Raw genomic sequence first — 17107 nt, 5'->3', positions numbered from 1 at the left:
CGCTTAGATGTCTGCCCGCCGAGATTAGAGCAGGAACTCGCCGAGGGAAAGAAAAAGGCACGTTTCCCCCTTGCCGTGTACGGGCCTGACCACCCATCTTGAGGGCAAGCATCAAGGAGGGATCATCTTGAAGACACTTGCTTTTTTGGCCGCCATGGCCGCTGCCACCGCGACGCTGCCCGCCCATGCGGAAGAACGTCGCATCTCGGTCAGCGGGACCGGTACGGCTCTGGTTGCACCCGATATGGCAACGATAACACTGGGCGTGACCAATCAGGATGCGCAGGCATCGGTAGCGATGCAGGCGACCTCGGACGCGGTGACGCAGATCCTCAAACGACTGGACGAAATGGGATTGGAGGCGCGCGATGTTCAGACGCGCGATCTTTCGCTTTCACCGGTCTGGTCGGGGCGCAGCAATTCCAGCAATGAGCCACCCAAGATCACTGGGTTCACCGCGTCCAACCGCGTTTCGGTACGCGTGCGGGATCTGGATAATCTGGGCCAGATCATGGATGCGGTCATCAAGGACGGTGCCAATGATTTCGGCAGTCTGAGTTTTGGCGTGCAAGAGCCCAAACCGCTTGAGGCTGAAGCACGGGCCAAGGCTGTGGCAGATGCGACCGAGAAGGCGCAGCAACTAGCGCAGGCGTCCGGGGTTACGCTGGGTCCCGTCCTATCGATCAACGACCACGGCGGAGGTGTTCGCCCGATGGCTCAGATGCGCGAGATGGCTATGTCGGACGCCGGTGGCGTGCCGGTCGCAGGCGGAGAGATTTCCGTTTCGGTCAATATCGCGATGGAGTTCGAAATCGCGGAGTAATCTACGATCCAACCCGGGCTTGCAGCGGTTGGCGCTGCCGGCCCGATGCATCGAAATTCCCCGGCGCAAGCCAGTTCTCGAATGCCGCGCGAATGCGCGGCCACTCGCTGTCGATAATCGAAAACCACGCCGTATCCCGGTTGCGTCCTTTGTAATGTGTCGCCTGCCGGAAGACGCCCTCGAACGTGAAACCCAAACGTTCAGCTGCGCGTTTTGATGGCGCGTTCAGGGCGTCGCATTTCCATTCATAGCGGCGATAACCAAGCTCATCGAACACACGGCGCATCATCAGATACATAACCTCGGTCGATTGCGGTTTGCGCTGGAGCAGGGGAGAGAAGTGGATATGGCCTACCTCGATTGAACCCGCTGCTGGTTCGACCCGAAGGTATGAGGCCATCCCCACGGGTACCTCATCCGCGTCGAGCACTGTATGAAACATCGGGTCCGCATCCACGCAGTTTGACTGCGCCCATGCGGTGAAATCAGCCTCAGAGTCGAACGGGCCGTAGGGCAGATAAGTCCAATTGTGGCCGTCCGTATCGTTGGCAAACGCCCGGTACAAGCCGGGCGCGTGCCTGTTTACATCCAGTGGCACAACGGAACAGAACCGGCCCTGCATCGGTGTGTAAGGCGGGGTGGGGCGAGGAAACTCGCCCGCGACCGGCAAGCCGATGGGTTGACCCAGTTCATTTGTGTTGTGCCCGGTCATCGGATCAGGCGCTGGCTTTGGACAGAGCCTGATCGAGATCAGCGATCAGATCGTCTGCATCCTCGATCCCGATGGACACGCGCACCACTCCAGGGCCTGCGCCTGCAGCTTCCTGCTGCTCGGGCGTCAACTGACGGTGTGTGGTCGAGGCCGAGTGGATGATCAGCGACCGTGCGTCGCCAAGGTTGGCCACGTGGCTGAAGATCTCAAGCGCGTTCACCAGCTTTACGCAGGCGTCATAGCCGCCCTTGACCGCAAAGGTGAACAGGGCGCCCGCGCCGCGCGGGTAGTGCTTTTTTACCCTGTCGCTATAGGGCGAGGATGGCAGGCCAGCATATGTCACGTAATCCACACGGTCGTCTGCCTCGAGCCACGCTGCTATTTTCTGCGCGTTTTCGACATGGCGCTCCATCCGTAGCGATAGCGTTTCTATCCCCATCAGCGTGTAGTGCGCCGCCTGAGGGTTCATCGTCATGCCCAGATCGCGTAGACTGATCGCGATGCCGTGGAATGTAAAGGCGAGCGGGCCGAAGGTCTCGTGGAATTTCAGGCCGTGATAGGCAGGTTCAGGTTGGCTGAGCGATGGGAACTTATCATTTGCCGACCAGTCGAACTTGCCCGAGTCAACGATACATCCGCCTGTGACGGTGCCGTTCCCGGTCAGATACTTGGTTGTCGAATGCACGACCAGCGTTGCGCCATGTTCGATCGGACGGCAGAGGTAAGGCGTGGCCGAGGTGTTATCGACGATCAGCGGAACTCCTGCGGCATCGGCCACATCGGCCAGCGCGCGAATATCAGTTACATAGCCGCCCGGATTGGCGATGGATTCGCAGAACACCGCGCGGGTGTTCTCATCGATAGCGTCCTTGACGGCGTCCAGATCGTCGGTGTCGACGAACTTGGCCGACCATCCAAAGCGTTTGATCGTCTGGCTGAATTGGGTGACCGTGCCGCCGTACAGACGGGTCGATGCGATAACGTTGCAGCCCGGTCCCATCAGCGGGAACAGCGCCATGATCTGTGCTGCGTGGCCAGAAGAACAGCAAACCGCGCCAACACCGCCCTCCAGCGTGGCGACACGTTCCTGCAACACCGCAACAGTGGGGTTGGTCAGGCGCGAATAGATGAAGCCCACTTCCTGCAGATTGAATAACGCGGCGGCGTGATCGGCATCGCGGAACACATAGGCAGTGGTCTGATAAATCGGCGTCTGGCGCGCCCCGGTGGCAGGGTCAGGGCGGGCCCCGGCGTGAACTTGCAGCGTGTCAAAACCGTAGGTCGGGCCGTCAGACATCTTTGAAATCTCCTGTTGGAATGTGTGTTGCTGAATCTCTAGGACATTGGCTCGCCCGGCACAATGTCCGCGTCACCGCAGCCAAAGCCCCTTGGACTTGATCGTTTTGCGAATGACCTGTTCGCGTGCGGGCAGGTTGTTTCGGTCGAACAATGCCCGGATCTTCGCACCCTTGCGCTGTATCACCAGCTTCTTCAGTGGATCATAGCCTTTGAGCACTTTTTTGATCTTGTTCGGGGCCACGACGGTTTCCAATACCTCGACCACATGATCGCTTTCGCGGGCGTAGAGCATCGGGAACAGGCGATAGTGGCAGCTGACCGACCCATCCAGCAGGCCCTCGGGCAGGGCATCCCGTCCGCCACCGAAGGAATGGATGACCAGCGGCAAGGCGATCTGATCTAGCCACGGGTTCAAAACTTGCCCGGTCAGTTCGGGGATTTCCTCGTCGCGAATGGTGCGGGCATAGCCCATAAACCGCTCACCAAATTGGCGGGGGCATTTGTAGAAGAAATAACCGGCGTTAAAATACAGGTAGCGCCGCCAATAACCCTCGGGCTGGCTGGGATCGAGAGAGCTTTCGAAATCCAGCCCGAACCGGTCATACAGTGCGCGCCAGATACCCTCATATCCTGGGCCGTAGAGCGTGGGTTTGGGCCATGTTCCCTCGACCCGAAGTGAGGCGCCGGGCTGTTCGAAATCGAACGGGACGTCGGAAATTTCGCCGGTGATCAGAGTGTCGGAGTCGAAAAAGACAAAGGGCTCACCCTCTGGCATCGCCAGCAAAGCTTCGATCTTGTTGCCATTGGGATAGCTCGAGCCAAAAGCATGAGATTCAAAAGGCAGAATCTCGGCACCCAGATGCTGCAGGGCTTCAAGAACTTCGGCATCCTGAATGCTGGGGTTCTGAGGCCAAAGAGGGCCGGGCTGTGGCACCCCCACGAACAGCCGACCTTTGAACCCTGATGAGCTGTGGCGCAGCGAGGCGGCGAAAAGCAATGCCTCGTATTGCAGCCGGTTGTTTTGCCCGATGATGAGGATGTTGAATGTCGCCGGGCTTGCCTGCATCGTGTTGCGCTTTCTGATCGGGCCGGTATTCGGCCGCTGCCTCAACCGGAAGTACAACAAGCTGTGAAGGGCGTCAAAACCCCAAACATGACCGGTTTGCAAATCCGGCTCGTGCTCCCATCTAATGTGACAGCAACGCATGAGGATTGCAGATGCGGGTCAATGCAGATTTCACACAGCGGGTCGCCGTTCACTTTGATCAGACCGAATGGGTCGCGTCACCGGCTGCTGGCGTCGAACGCAAGATGCTGGACCGCATTGGCGAGGAAGTGGCGCGTGCCACAACCATCGTGCGCTTTGCCCCCGGCAGCGCGTTTTCGTCGCATACTCATGACGGGGGTGAGGAATATCTGGTGCTGGACGGAGTGTTCCAGGATGAAACCGGAGATTTCCCTGTCGGCAGCTATGTACGCAATCCCCCGACGTCCTCCCATACACCTTCGGCCAGCGAAGGCGCGACTATTCTGGTCAAACTGCATCAGTTCGACCCCGATGACCGCACCGAGGTTCGGCGCTCGATCAACGGGGGCGGAGATATCGATTTGTTCAAGGATGCGCATGAGGATGTCCAGGTGCAAACCTGGGGCGCGGGCGAACATATTGAATTGGACGCCGACAAGGGGTTTGAGGTCTTTGTTATCGAAGGTGGCTTTGCCGAGGCGGGCGAAGAATTTGGCACTTGGGACTGGTTGCGCTTGCCGCCTGGATCACGCTTTGCTGCTGTAGCAGGAGAGGGCGGAGCCCGTGTTTGGATCAAATCCGGCCACCTGGGTGGGATGGTCTGAGCCGCCGCTGCCAACAAAATAGGCAATTTCTGACTGAATCCGGACCATTCCGCCCGGATTTTTCATTTTTTGACCATTTGGCAAATTTTACCAATTGATAAAAAATCAGATTGTGGCAAGCTGGGGTCCATAACAAACATATCTACAGGGAGTAGAGTGATGGCACAGGGCCAGATGGCACCCGGGATCGTCTCCGGGCGGCTTTCCAGCGATGAGCTGACCTCGAATTTCACCGATCTGCATCCGCCACTGGCCCCGCACGAGGCCGCCGTGGCCGCCGATCGATGCTATTTCTGCTATGACGCGCCATGTGTGACGGCCTGTCCGACGGATATCGATATTCCGTTGTTCATTCGCCAGATTCAGGCCGGGCAACCGCAGGCGGCAGGGCAGACCATTCTGGAGCAGAACATTCTGGGCGGCATGTGTGCCCGGGTTTGTCCGACCGAAACTTTGTGTGAAGAGGCTTGCGTGCGTGAGACGGCCGAAGGCAAGCCGGTCGAGATCGGACGCCTGCAGCGTTATGCAACCGATGATGTGATGGCCTCGGGTGCGCATCCGTTCGAGCGCGCCGCATCAACCGGCAAGACAATTGCCGTAGTTGGGGCAGGGCCCGCCGGTCTGGCCTGTGCGCATCGTCTGGCGATGCAGGGGCACGATGTGGTGATCCACGAAGGCAAGCCCAAGCCAGGCGGTCTGAACGAATACGGGATTGCGGCGTATAAATCTACCAATGATTTTGCACAGGCCGAGGTCGATTGGCTGCTTAAAATAGGCGGGATCGCGATCGAGACCGGTTCGATTCTGGGAGAGACGATTTCTCTGGAAGGGTTGCAGGAGAACTATGACGCTGTTTTCCTGTCAATAGGACTTGCGGGGGTGAACGCACTGCGGGCTGATGGGGTCGATAAAGACGGGGTGCGCCCGGCGGTCGACTTTATCTCGGATGTGCGACAGGCCAGCGATCTGGTTGATCTACCTGTGGGTCGCAATGTCGTTGTGATTGGCGGTGGTATGACTGCCGTAGATGCGGCAGTGAAATCGAAACTGCTAGGCGCTGAGCACGTCACCATCGCCTATCGCCGAGGTCGCGACGCGATGGGTGCAAGCCGGTACGAACAGGATTTGGCGGCGTCGCATGGTGTTCGGATTCTCTGCAATGTTCAGCCGGTGGCTATTCACGGAAATGGTGCCGCAGCAGAGATCGAATTGGAGTATACTGCGAGCCATGATGGTCGACTGACCGGAACGGGTGAATCGGTCCGTGTGCCGGCCGATCAGGTTCTTAAGGCCATCGGTCAGACGCTTGACGGTGCGCCGGAAGGCCTAACGCTGGATGGCAATAAGATTGCCGTGACCGGGGCGGGACGCACTTCAATGACCGGTGTGTGGGCTGGCGGAGACTGTGCGGCAGGAGGCGAAGACCTGACCGTGACCGCCGTAGCCGAAGGTCGCGATGCCGCGATGGATATCCACGCTGCTCTGAGCGCGTGAAACTCAAAGACAAAGATGCAGAGCTGCATCAGGGAGGCCGGATAAATGGCTGATTTAACATCAAACTTTCTTGGAATATCTAGCCCGAACCCGTATTGGCTGGCCTCCGCGCCACCGACGGATAAGGAGTACAATGTTCGCCGCGCCTTCGAGGCCGGATGGGGCGGCGTAGTGTGGAAGACCTTGGGGGCCGAGGGGCCTCCGGTCGTGAATGTGAACGGCCCACGCTATGGCGCGATTTATGGCGCGGACCGCCGGTTGTTGGGACTCAACAACATCGAACTGATCACAGATCGGCCGCTTGAGGTGAACCTTGAGGAAATGGCCCGCGTAAAGGCGGATTATCCAGATCGCGCCCTGATCGCCTCGATCATGGTGCCCTGTGAGGAGGCTGCTTGGAAGGCCATTCTGCCGCGTGTTGCTGAAACCGGTGCGGACGGGATCGAGCTGAATTTTGGCTGTCCGCACGGGATGAGTGAACGGGGTATGGGGTCTGCCGTCGGGCAGGTGCCGGAATACATCGAAATGGTGACCCGTTGGTGCAAACAGTATTACGACCGCCCAGTTATCGTGAAGCTAACGCCGAACATTACGGATATCCGCAAACCGGCAGCGGCAGCCAAGAATGGCGGTGCGGATGCTGTATCGCTGATCAATACGATTAACTCGATCACCAGCGTCAATCTGGATACGTTCAGCCCCGAACCCTCGATTGACGGTAAAGGCAGCCATGGTGGCTACTGCGGACCGGCGGTGAAACCAATCGCGTTGTCGATGGTATCCGAGATTGCGCGGGCCGAAGCCACGCATGGGCTGCCGATCTCAGGCATCGGTGGCGTCACCACTTGGCGCGATGCAGCAGAGTTTATCTCGCTGGGTTGCGGCAATGTTCAGGTCTGCACTGCAGCGATGACCTACGGGTTCAAAATCATCGATGAATTGACGGCTGGCTTGTCGGAATGGATGGATGAGAAAGGCTATGCCAATATCGACGAAGTGATCGGACGCGCAGTGCCCAATGTGACGGATTGGCAATATCTGAACCTCAACTACATCGCCAAAGCGAAGATCGATCAGGATCAGTGCATCAAATGCGGTCGCTGTTTTGCAGCCTGTGAAGACACCAGCCATCAGGCGATTTCGATGTCGGAGGATCGGGTGTTCGAAGTTATCGACGAGGAATGCGTGGCCTGCAATCTTTGCGTGGATGTGTGCCCTGTAGAGGGGTGTATTTCCATGGAGCCGATGGCCGCCGGAGCGGTTGATCCGCGCACAGGCAAGGTCGTTGATCCTGAATATGCCAATTGGACGACACACCCCAACAACCCCATGGCGAAAGCGGCGGAGTAGTCAGAGATATTTCGTCAAAAATCTTGGCGGAGAAAATTCGGCGAATTTTCTCAGAACAGAATGTCGATGGGTCCGTTGTGGCAGATGATGACATATTGATTGGCGGTGCGGATCAAATGGTATCCGCGCCGTTTCACTTCAGCCTGAAAAGCCGCGTGACCAACCTCGCGTTCGACCCAAGCAACTAAGCGTCGCACAACAGCTCCCGTTCGAGCAGATCGGGACGAGAAAAGCTGGGTGATCCAAGGCTCGGGATCTGAGCGATACGTCATCATGCTCCGAGCTTTTCTCAATAGGGTTAAGCGTCTCTTAAGGTGTAAGCAGTTTTCGATAGAGCGTTTCCACGAACGGAACCGCGCCTTCGAAAGGGTCTTCTTCCCCAAGAATTGCCCGGACTTGAACATCGAAATCCGCATAATGCTGTGTCTGTGCCCAGATCGAGAAAATCAGATGATAGGGATGGACTCGTGCAATTTTGCCCTGAGCCATCCAGCTTGTCAGAATCGTGGTTTTTTCATCGACCAGTTTTTTGAGATCGCTGGACAAAGCTTCATGAATGCGCGGCGCGCCCTGAACAAGCTCATTGGCAAAGAGGCGGCTCTCGCGAGGCAGGTCGCGGCTCATCTCAAGCTTGCGTTGGATATAAGACAGTATTTCTTCCAGCGGGTCGCCATCCTCATTCAACGCGTGCAGGGGAGCGAGCCAGACTTCAAGCAGTCCCGACAACAGGGCTGTATGGATCGCTTCTTTCGATGGAAAATAATAGAGCAGGTTGGGCTTGCTCAGCCCCGCCTCAGCTGCAATTTGGTCGACGGTTGCGCCGCGAAAACCGTGGGCTGAGAACACATTCAGGGCCGCCTCGAGAATCGCTGCTCGGTTCTTTTGCTGAATCCGGGTTGGGGCGCGGTCTTTGGGCATGTTCACCTGTTGTCCTTTTTTCGGCCAGTTGGGCGTCAATTATGTCGAAAATTCCGGCAGGCCACTGCAATTTCTTGACTGATGTCGAACCCGTGATAGCGTGAGTTTGACCAGATGGTCAAATCAAGACACCAAAAGCGAGCCAAATCGCAAGCAACAGGGAAGAACATGATGGCAGCTCCGGCGCAGAATCTCAGGATCAATGGCGACAGGTTATGGGACAGCCTGATGGAGATGGCCAAGATCGGCCCAGGCGTCGCGGGTGGCAACAACCGTCAGACGCTAACGGACGAGGACGCCGAAGGGCGCGCGCTGTTTCAGAAATGGTGCGAGGATGCCGGTTGCTCGATGGGGTTGGACCAGATGGGCAACATGTTTGCCCGACGAGAGGGAGCGGACCCCGAGGCACTGCCGGTTTATGTAGGGTCGCATTTGGATACGCAGCCCACAGGTGGCAAGTATGATGGCGTTCTTGGCGTGCTTGGTGGGCTGGAGATCATTCGCACGCTGAATGACCTAGGCATCAAGACCAAGCACCCTATTGTGGCCACCAATTGGACCAACGAAGAAGGGACGCGATATGCCCCGGCGATGTTGTCTTCGGGGGTGTTTGCCGGAATGCACACTCAGGACTGGGCTTATGCACGTGAGGATGCCGAAGGAAAGAAGTTCGGAGATGAATTGAACCGCATCGGTTGGCGCGGCGATGAAGAGGTTGGTGCGCGCAAGATGCACGCTTTCTTTGAGTTGCACATTGAACAGGGCCCGATTCTGGAAGCTGAGGGTAAGGATATTGGCGTTGTAACCCATGGTCAGGGTTTGAGCTGGACCCAGGTTACCGTGACCGGCAAGGATGCGCATACTGGGTCTACACCGATGCCGATGCGCAAGAATGCCGGGCTGGCGATGGCGCGTATTCTTGAGAAAGTGGACGAGATTGCATGGTCGCATGCACCTCATGCCGTGGGTGCGGCGGGGCATATCGATGTCTATCCGAACTCACGCAATGTGATCCCTGGAAAGGCAGTGTTCACGGTCGATTTTCGCTCGCCCGAGTTGGACGTGATCACTGATATGGAGAACCGTCTGCGAGTCGCGGCTGAAGATATCGTCGAAGAGATGGGGCTGCAGATCGAATTCGAGAAAGTGGGCGGTTTTGATCCGGTGAAGTTTGATGAAGGTTGCGTGGCGGCGGTGCGCGATGCGGCTGAGCGGTTGGGGTATTCGCATACGGATATCATCTCGGGCGCCGGTCATGATGCCTGCTGGATCAACCGGGTGGCGCCAACAGCGATGGTGATGTGCCCATGCGTTGATGGGTTGAGCCATAATGAAGCTGAGCAGATCAGCAAGGATTGGGCTGCAGCTGGGGCGGATGTTCTGTTGCATGCGGTCGTTGAGACAGCAGAGATTGTGGAATAGGGGGCTCTGCCCCCGTCGCCCGATGGGCGGCTTCCCCGGGATATATTTAGCCAGATGAAGCAAGCGGCGTAGACCGCATCAGGGAGTTTAACATGAGCACTGTGATCAAGAACGGAACCGTTGTGACCGCTGATCTGACCTACAAGGCGGATGTGAAGGTAGAAGGTGGTGTGATTACTGAGATTGGGCCGGACCTGCGAGGTGACAAGGAACTGGATGCGTCGGGCTGTTATGTAATGCCGGGTGGGATTGATCCTCATACTCATCTTGAGATGCCGTTCATGGGGACGTACTCCAGCGATGATTTTGAAAGCGGAACCCGGGCGGCGCTGGCGGGCGGAACCACGATGGTGGTGGATTTCGCGTTGCCCAATCCGGGTGAAAGCCTGTTGGATGCGCTGAAGCGGTGGGACAACAAATCGACTCGGGCGAACTGTGATTATTCGTTCCACATGGCGGTGACCTGGTGGGGTGAGCAGGTGTTTGATGACATTAAGACCGTCATCGAGACGCGCGGCATCAACACGTTCAAGCATTTCATGGCCTATAAAGGCGCACTGATGGTGAACGACGATGAGCTTTTTGCCTCGTTCAAGCGTTTGGCCGAGCTGGGCGGCACTGCGATGGTGCATGCCGAGAACGGCGATGTGGTTGCTGAGCTGAGCGCGAAACTGCTCGCCGAAGGCAATACTGGACCAGAGGCACATGCTTATTCCCGCCCACCGCAGGTGGAAGGTGAGGCAACCAACCGGGCGATCATGATTGCAGATATGGCGGGTGTGCCGCTCTATGTGGTGCATACTTCCTGTGAGGAGGCGCACGAGGCCATCCGGCGCGCCAAGATGCAGGGCAAGCGGGTTTGGGGCGAACCTTTGATCCAACACCTGACATTGGATGAGAGTGAATACTTCCACCACGATTGGGAGCATGCAGCACGGCGAGTCATGAGCCCTCCGTTCCGGAACAAACAGCATCAGGATAGCTTGTGGAACGGTTTGCAGTCCGGAACACTGAGTGTGGTGGCCACGGATCACTGTGCCTTTACGACCGAGCAGAAACGCTATGGCGTTGGGGATTTCACCAAGATTCCGAACGGGACCGGAGGGCTGGAGGATCGGATGCCGATGCTTTGGACACATGGGGTGAATACAGGTAGGTTGACACCGAATGAGTTCGTGGCCGTGACTTCAACTAATATTGCCAAGATATTGAATTGTTATCCGAAAAAAGGTGCGGTTCTCGTGGGAGCGGATGCTGATCTGGTGGTTTGGGATCCGGATAAGGCCAAGGTGATCTCGGCCGATACGCAGCAATCGTCGATCGATTACAACGTGTTCGAAGGCAAGGAAGTGCGCGGGTTGCCCCGGTTCACGCTAACTCGTGGGGCGGTGGCCGTACATGATGGCGAGATTCAGACTCAGGAAGGGCACGGGAAGTTCGTGGCGCGTGAGGCCAATACCCATGTGAACAAGGCGCTAAGCACCTGGAAAGAGTTGACAGCGCCCCGGCCTGTTGAGCGGACAGGTATACCGGCAACGGGTGTATAAACCCCTTGGGTCGCCTTTCCGGCGACCCGGGTTTGAGCTTCTTCAAGGCAATGGAATGAATACAGAAAATACTACTCAGCCCGTTATTGAGGCAAGGCAGCTGGATCTTACATTTCAGACGAATGATGGGCCTATTCATGCGCTGAAAGATGTGAACTTGTCGATTGGCAAGGGGGAGTTCGTTAGTTTTATCGGCCCCTCGGGCTGCGGCAAGACGACGTTCCTGCGCTGTATCGCAGCGCTGGAAACACCGACCGGCGGGACCCTGACCGTGAATGGCATGACGCCTGACGAAGCACGGCGAAAGCGCGCTTATGGGTATGTGTTTCAGGCGGCTGGGCTCTACCCGTGGCGGACCATTGCAAAGAACATCAAGCTGCCGCTTGAGATCATGGGCTATTCCTCTGCCGAGCAGGAGGAACGCGTTAGAAAGGTTCTGGAACTTGTTGATCTTGATGGATTTGGCGGTAAGTTCCCCTGGCAGCTCTCGGGCGGGATGCAACAGCGGGCCAGTATTGCGCGGGCCTTGGCATTTGATGCGGATATACTGCTGATGGACGAACCGTTCGGTGCGCTTGATGAGATCGTGCGCGACCATCTGAACGAACAGCTTCTGGCATTATGGGCGCGCACCGAGAAGACCATTGGTTTCGTGACACATTCGATCCCCGAAGCGGTGTATCTCAGCACCAAGATCGTGGTGATGAGCCCTCGGCCTGGCCGGATCACGGATGTGATCGATAGCCCTCTGCCGAAAGAGCGGCCTCTGGATATCCGTGACACGCCCGAGTTTATCGAAGTCGCCCACCGAGTGCGAGAAGGATTGCGAGCGGGTCATGGGGATGAAGTGTGATGGCGGGTAAAGGCATCAGACGGGCATCCCGCGAAGATGTGGGGGATTGCGCGCGTATTATCGCGACCTGGGCCGCCCAGACCGATTGGATACCCGAGGAATTGCCAGAAGAAAAGCTGGCGGATCTGATCCTTGAGGCGTTTCCGAATAGGGACATCTGGATCGCAGGTGATCCGATTGATTGCTATATGTCTGTCGATCCGGTCGAACATAAGGTTGGTGCGCTGTATTGTTTGCGCACTGGGCAGGGCATCGGCAAGCAATTGCTGGATAAGGCGAAGGAGGGGCGCGACCATCTTTGGCTGACCACACATGTGCCAAATGTCGACGCGCAACGGTTTTATCGGCGCGAGGGCTTTGTTGAGACGGGAAGAGAGCCTCCGGTGCCACCTGACACAGTGCCTGTCATTCGGATGGAGTGGCACGCATGAAGCAGATCATTGCAGTCCTCACCGTGATCGCCGCCATTGTCGTTGTCTGGTACGCGGCCTGTATTCCCATGAATATCAAAGGGGTTCTGACCGAACAGGAGCGCGCGGGTGCTGAAGTCCAACCACCTTCAGCCAAGGATCGCCGGGACATGGGGGAGATCGGTCTGGCTTTGAACAACGCGTTTGCAATCCCAGCCACATGGGAGCAGGACCGCCCCCGCCTGCCTGCACCCCATCAAGTTGGGATTGAGTTGTGGGAAACCACGATTGAGAAAAAAATCACCTCGAAACGCTCTCTGATTTATCATGGCTGGGTCACGCTGAGCGCTACGATGCTGGGTTTTGCTATCGGAACCGGGTTGGGCATCCTGCTGGCGGTCGGGATCGTGCACAGTCGGGTGATGGATCTGTCGGTGATGCCCTGGGCGATCGTCAGCCAGACCATTCCTATCATTGCGCTGGCTCCGATGATCATCGTTGTTCTGTATTCTGTTGGGGTTCAGGGGATCATTCCTAAGGCGATCATTTCGGCGTATCTGAGTTTCTTCCCCGTCGTCGTAGGCATGGTAAAAGGGCTGCGCAGCCCGGATGCTATGCAGTTGGATTTGCTGCGAACCTACAATGCCAGCCGTTCGCAGGGGTTTTGGAAACTGCGGCTGCCGGCCTCGATGCCCTATCTGTTTACATCGCTGAAAATTGGCGTCGCTGCTTCGCTGGTCGGGGCCATTGTTGGAGAACTGCCGACCGGGGCTGTTGCCGGGTTGGGTGCACGGCTGCTGGCCGGTAGCTACTATGGCCAGACGGTACAGATCTGGTCGGCGCTGTTTGCTGCGGCCATTCTCGCCGCCTGTCTCGTCGGGTTGCTGGGGCTGATCGAGCGGACCGTCCTGAAACGAATGGGGATGGCACAATGATACCTATTGTTGGTGCAATCGCTGTCTGGTTATTGGGTTGGTGGTTGAACAGCCGTCTGGCCAGCGGACCCTATTCTGACACATGGATGGTGCGGTTTCTTGCGCCCCTGATCTTCGGTCTGACCGTGATTGGCATCTGGGAACTGGTGGTGCGTGGACTAGAAGTGCCCTTGGTCATTCTGCCCGCGCCATCAGTCATCTGGGACCGTTTCTGGGACAGTTTGCCAACACTTTGGGCTGACTTTGTTCAAACGATCATCAAGGGAGCACTCAGCGGCTACATCATCGGCTGCGGTTCGGCCTTTCTCATGGCAATTGCCGTGGATAGATGGGATTTCCTGCGCCTCGGGCTTCTTCCCGTCGGCAACTTTGTTGCAGCGCTGCCTATCGTGGGCACCGCACCCATTTTAGTGATGTGGTTCGGGTTCGACTGGCATTCCAAGGCGGCGGTCGTCGTAGTGATGGTGTTCTTCCCGATGCTGGTGAACACGGTGGCAGGGCTGCGCGAAGCCACAACGATGCAGCGCGATCTGATGGAGACCTATGCCGCCACCTATTGGCAGAGCTTCCTGAAACTTCGCCTCCCCGCCGCGATGCCGTTTATTTTCAACGGGCTCAAGATTTCTACCACTCTGGCGCTGATCGGCGCTATCGTGGCTGAGTTCTTTGGCTCCCCCACATTGGGCATGGGCTTTCGGATATCGACCAGCGTCGGGCAATTGTCGCTGGATATGGTGTGGGCCGAGATTGTAGTGGCCGCGCTGGCGGGGACGGCCTTCTATGGCGTAGTGGCGATGATCGAAAAGGCGGTGACCTTCTGGCATCCGTCGCAGCGAGGATAAAGGAATAACTCAACAGACCCCATAAACGGGGCAAACATAAGCAACTAGGAGATATGAAGATGAAGAAGCTACTCAGTGGGGCGGTTGCGGCCTTTAGCCTGGCAGCCAGTGCGACACTTGCTGCGGATGAGGTGACACTACAATTGAAGTGGGTCACGCAAGCGCAGTTTGCGGGCTATTATGTGGCAAAAGACAAAGGGTTCTACGAAGAAGAGGGGCTGGACGTCACCATTCTGCCCGGTGGTCCTGATATTGCGCCCACACAGGTGATCGCAGGTGGTGGAGCAGACGTTACGGTGGAATGGATGCCGGCTGCACTTGCCGCGCGCGAAAAGGGTCTGCCTCTGGTGAACATCGCGCAGCCTTTCAAGAGCTCGGGCATGATGCTGACCTGCTGGAAAGATGCGGGGATTGCCTCGCCTGAAGATCTCAAAAATCGCACGCTGGGAGTCTGGTTCTTCGGCAACGAATTCCCGTTCATGAGCTGGATGAGTCAGCTGGGAATCGGTACCGATGGCAAAAGCGACAGCGGTGTCGAAGTGCTGAAACAAGGCTTTAACGTCGACCCGCTGCTGCAGCGTCAGGCCGATTGCATCAGCACCATGACCTACAATGAGTATTGGCAGGTCATTGATGCCGGTGTCACGCCTGAAGAACTGGTAACCTTCAAATACGAAGATCAGGGCGTCGCCACGCTTGAGGATGGTCTATATGTGCTTGAAGAAAATTTGAGCGATGCGGCCTTCACCGACAAGATGGAACGGTTTGTCCGTGCCTCGATGAAGGGTTGGAAATACGCCGAAGAGAACCCGGATGAAGCCGCCGAGATCGTTCTCGAAAACGATGCAACCGGTGCCCAGACCGAGGAGCATCAAAAGCGGATGATGGGCGAGATTGCCAAGCTGACCGCAGGGTCGAACGGGGCGCTGGATCCAGCCGATTTCGACCGCACGGTTGATACCCTGCTGGCGGGTGGATCTGATCCGGTTATCACCAAAAAGCCTGAAGGGGCATGGACACATCAGATCACCGACGCTGCGCTGAACTGAACCAGCTACAGCAAAAGACGTGCCGATCAAACGCGGCCCTGACGGGGCCGCGTTCTTAGTTTTGAATGTCGAATTTGTGCCTGTACTTGCTGGCCAGAACCTTTAGTATTTCCCTGTAATTCATAGCATTTTGTCACAGCATACGGCATGAATGGTAGAAAATGCAGGGATTTGCATCAGAATTCACTCAGGCGCTCTCGCTGATCCTCGAAGGGGATGCAGAGCTGTGGGCAATTGTGTTGTTGTCGCTGCGTGTTTCGATCTTTGCTGTTCTGATTTCGGCGGTCATCGGGATGCCTATTGGGGCAGCTTTGGCCGTCGCGCGGTTTCCGGGACGGCGGGCGCTGATTATCCTTGTGAACGCTCTGATGGGGTTCCCACCAGTCGTCGTCGGTTTGCTGGTCTACCTGATGTTGTCCCGATCCGGTCCTCTGGGGGTGCTGGAACTTCTCTACACTCCTACCGCAATGGTCATAGCGCAGGTGGTGCTGGTGACGCCGATCATGGCCGCACTTACCCGGCAGGTAGTCGAGATGCTGGCCGAAGAGTATTCTGAACAGCTTCGCTCGCTCGGCGTATCGCGGTTGGCTTCGATCCCGGTGCTGTTGTGGGACGCGCGTTTGGCTCTGGTCACCGCATTACTGGCCGGGTTTGGCCGGGCAATCGCCGAGGTAGGCGCAGTGATCATCGTCGGCGGCAATATCAATCACGTGACGCGCGTGATGACGACCACGATTGCGCTTGAGACTTCGAAGGGGAACTTGGCGCTGGCGCTGGCCTTGGGTGTGATCCTGATCGGTTTGGCCGTGGCGGTAAACGCGATGGTCAGCGCGTTGACCCTGCGGGCCGAGCGGGAAGGGCTGCGCCATGCGTGATGTCGTGACCGAGGCGCCGGGTATGTTAGAGGTCCAAGGGTTGCACATTGCACGCGAAGGCAAGGTGCTGCTCGATGTCCCGCATTTGTGCCTGGATGGCCCGGGTCCGACCATGATCTTGGGTCCAAACGGCGCTGGCAAAAGTCTGTTGCTGCGTTGTCTGCATGGTCTGATTCAACCCGACAGCGGGCGTGTCTGTCAGGACGGTGTTGTGTTGAATGCAGCCCACAAAGCGCGGCAGGCGATGGTGTTTCAAAGCCCCGTGCTGCTGCGCCGCTCGGTCGCGGCCAATCTGGACTTTGTGCTAAAGCGGAAATCGATGCCCCGTGCCTTGCGCAGGCATCGTATCGAAGCTTTGCTGGCCGAAGGAGGACTGGATGGTAAAGCACGTCAATCCGCGCGTTCGCTGTCTGGTGGCGAGGCGCAAAGGTTGGCGATCCTGCGCGCGTTGGCCTTAGACCCCAAGACCTTGTTCCTGGACGAACCCACCAGCGCATTGGATCCAAGTGCTATGCAGATGATCGAACGGATGGTCTTGCGCGCCTCGGCCCGGGGTGTGCGCATCGTGATGGTGACGCATGACATCGGGCAGGCGCGGCGCCTGGCATCTGACATCGTGATGATGCAGGCAGGGCGTGTGGTGGAACACGGAAGGGCGCAGCAGGTTCTGGAAGCCCCCAAAAGCAACGAGTCGCGCCGGTATCTGGCTGGCGGTCTGGTAACCTGA

General features: G+C 57.4%; 18 protein-coding genes. 13 read left to right on the top strand and 5 right to left on the bottom strand.

The genetic code is table 11. The features are described from left to right. The first annotated feature begins 127 nt into the window (after nucleotides 1–127). Nucleotides 128–823 (top strand): SIMPL domain-containing protein, encoded by a 696-nt coding sequence (locus ACR0AH_RS05070; protein ID WP_170731912.1) that lies wholly within the window; start codon nucleotides 128–130, stop codon nucleotides 821–823. A gap of 1 nt (nucleotide 824) precedes the next feature. Here the strand turns inward: ACR0AH_RS05070 and ACR0AH_RS05065 are convergent, their stop codons facing one another. From ACR0AH_RS05065 to ACR0AH_RS05055, 3 genes are all read right to left on the bottom strand, one after another. Continuing rightward, on the bottom strand, nucleotides 825–1535 hold the full coding sequence (locus ACR0AH_RS05065) for a GNAT family N-acetyltransferase (protein WP_170731914.1): 711 nt from the start codon (nucleotides 1533–1535) through the stop codon (nucleotides 825–827). A 4-nt stretch (nucleotides 1536–1539) separates the two neighbouring features. After that, nucleotides 1540–2832 carry an O-acetylhomoserine aminocarboxypropyltransferase/cysteine synthase family protein gene (locus ACR0AH_RS05060; RefSeq protein ID WP_480590711.1) on the bottom strand — a complete coding sequence of 431 codons (1293 nt, stop codon included), beginning with the start codon at nucleotides 2830–2832 and terminating at the stop codon, nucleotides 1540–1542. A gap of 72 nt (nucleotides 2833–2904) precedes the next feature. Continuing rightward, complete coding sequence (locus ACR0AH_RS05055) at nucleotides 2905–3900, bottom strand: hypothetical protein (protein ID WP_170563168.1); 996 nt, start codon at nucleotides 3898–3900, stop codon at nucleotides 2905–2907. A 152-nt stretch (nucleotides 3901–4052) separates the two neighbouring features. Here ACR0AH_RS05055 and ACR0AH_RS05050 point away from each other — a divergent pair, with 152 nt between their 5' ends. The 3 genes from ACR0AH_RS05050 to preA all read left to right on the top strand — a co-directional run bounded on the left by ACR0AH_RS05050 (nucleotide 4053) and on the right by preA (nucleotide 7529). Beyond that, the gene (locus ACR0AH_RS05050) at nucleotides 4053–4685 is read left to right on the top strand and encodes a cupin domain-containing protein (protein ID WP_170731920.1); all 633 of its coding nucleotides are present in this window, start codon (nucleotides 4053–4055) and stop codon (nucleotides 4683–4685) included. A 159-nt stretch (nucleotides 4686–4844) separates the two neighbouring features. Further along, complete coding sequence (locus ACR0AH_RS05045) at nucleotides 4845–6179, top strand: NAD(P)-dependent oxidoreductase (protein WP_480590709.1); 1335 nt, start codon at nucleotides 4845–4847, stop codon at nucleotides 6177–6179. A gap of 45 nt (nucleotides 6180–6224) precedes the next feature. After that, nucleotides 6225–7529 carry an NAD-dependent dihydropyrimidine dehydrogenase subunit PreA gene (preA, locus tag ACR0AH_RS05040; RefSeq protein ID WP_170731922.1) on the top strand — a complete coding sequence of 435 codons (1305 nt, stop codon included), beginning with the start codon at nucleotides 6225–6227 and terminating at the stop codon, nucleotides 7527–7529. A gap of 50 nt (nucleotides 7530–7579) precedes the next feature. On the opposite strand, the gene ACR0AH_RS05035 is transcribed toward preA, so the two are convergent. Continuing rightward, nucleotides 7580–7801 carry an N-(5'-phosphoribosyl)anthranilate isomerase gene (locus ACR0AH_RS05035; protein ID WP_480438453.1) on the bottom strand — a complete coding sequence of 74 codons (222 nt, stop codon included), beginning with the start codon at nucleotides 7799–7801 and terminating at the stop codon, nucleotides 7580–7582. Nucleotides 7802–7838: 37 nt separating this feature from the next. After that, entirely contained in the window at nucleotides 7839–8447 is a 609-nt protein-coding gene (locus ACR0AH_RS05030; RefSeq protein ID WP_480590707.1) for a TetR family transcriptional regulator C-terminal domain-containing protein, read from the bottom strand. Nucleotides 8448–8618: 171 nt separating this feature from the next. Here ACR0AH_RS05030 and ACR0AH_RS05025 point away from each other — a divergent pair, with 171 nt between their 5' ends. The 9 genes from ACR0AH_RS05025 to ACR0AH_RS04985 all read left to right on the top strand — a co-directional run bounded on the left by ACR0AH_RS05025 (nucleotide 8619) and on the right by ACR0AH_RS04985 (nucleotide 17107). Continuing rightward, complete coding sequence (locus ACR0AH_RS05025) at nucleotides 8619–9869, top strand: Zn-dependent hydrolase (protein WP_480590705.1); 1251 nt, start codon at nucleotides 8619–8621, stop codon at nucleotides 9867–9869. Nucleotides 9870–9961: 92 nt separating this feature from the next. Beyond that, nucleotides 9962–11416 carry a dihydropyrimidinase gene (hydA, locus tag ACR0AH_RS05020; RefSeq protein WP_170393377.1) on the top strand — a complete coding sequence of 485 codons (1455 nt, stop codon included), beginning with the start codon at nucleotides 9962–9964 and terminating at the stop codon, nucleotides 11414–11416. A gap of 55 nt (nucleotides 11417–11471) precedes the next feature. Next, a complete protein-coding gene (locus ACR0AH_RS05015; RefSeq protein WP_170731926.1) occupies nucleotides 11472–12269 on the top strand; it encodes an ABC transporter ATP-binding protein in 798 nt (265 codons plus the stop codon). Further along, complete coding sequence (locus ACR0AH_RS05010) at nucleotides 12269–12700, top strand: GNAT family N-acetyltransferase (protein WP_170405139.1); 432 nt, start codon at nucleotides 12269–12271, stop codon at nucleotides 12698–12700. The genes ACR0AH_RS05015 and ACR0AH_RS05010 overlap by 1 nt, the downstream gene beginning before the upstream one ends. Further along, nucleotides 12697–13614: an ABC transporter permease gene (locus ACR0AH_RS05005; protein WP_170405143.1), complete on the top strand. Its 918-nt coding sequence runs from the start codon at nucleotides 12697–12699 to the stop codon at nucleotides 13612–13614. Before ACR0AH_RS05010 ends, ACR0AH_RS05005 begins: the two co-directional genes overlap by 4 nt. Beyond that, a complete protein-coding gene (locus ACR0AH_RS05000) occupies nucleotides 13611–14456 on the top strand; it encodes an ABC transporter permease (protein ID WP_480590703.1) in 846 nt (281 codons plus the stop codon). The genes ACR0AH_RS05005 and ACR0AH_RS05000 overlap by 4 nt, the downstream gene beginning before the upstream one ends. 59 nt (nucleotides 14457–14515) lie before the next feature. Beyond that, on the top strand, nucleotides 14516–15505 hold the full coding sequence (locus ACR0AH_RS04995; protein ID WP_170393369.1) for an ABC transporter substrate-binding protein: 990 nt from the start codon (nucleotides 14516–14518) through the stop codon (nucleotides 15503–15505). 161 nt (nucleotides 15506–15666) lie between these two features. Beyond that, nucleotides 15667–16380, top strand: a complete 714-nt coding sequence (locus ACR0AH_RS04990; protein ID WP_170626032.1) for an ABC transporter permease — start codon at nucleotides 15667–15669, stop codon at nucleotides 16378–16380. Further along, nucleotides 16373–17107, top strand: a complete 735-nt coding sequence (locus tag ACR0AH_RS04985) for an ATP-binding cassette domain-containing protein (RefSeq protein ID WP_480590700.1) — start codon at nucleotides 16373–16375, stop codon at nucleotides 17105–17107. Before ACR0AH_RS04990 ends, ACR0AH_RS04985 begins: the two co-directional genes overlap by 8 nt.

The sequence above is a fragment of the Ruegeria sp. AM5 genome (assembly GCF_056540645.1).
The sequence above is the reverse complement of the archived record's forward strand: the minus strand, read 5'-3'. Positions and strand labels throughout refer to the sequence as shown.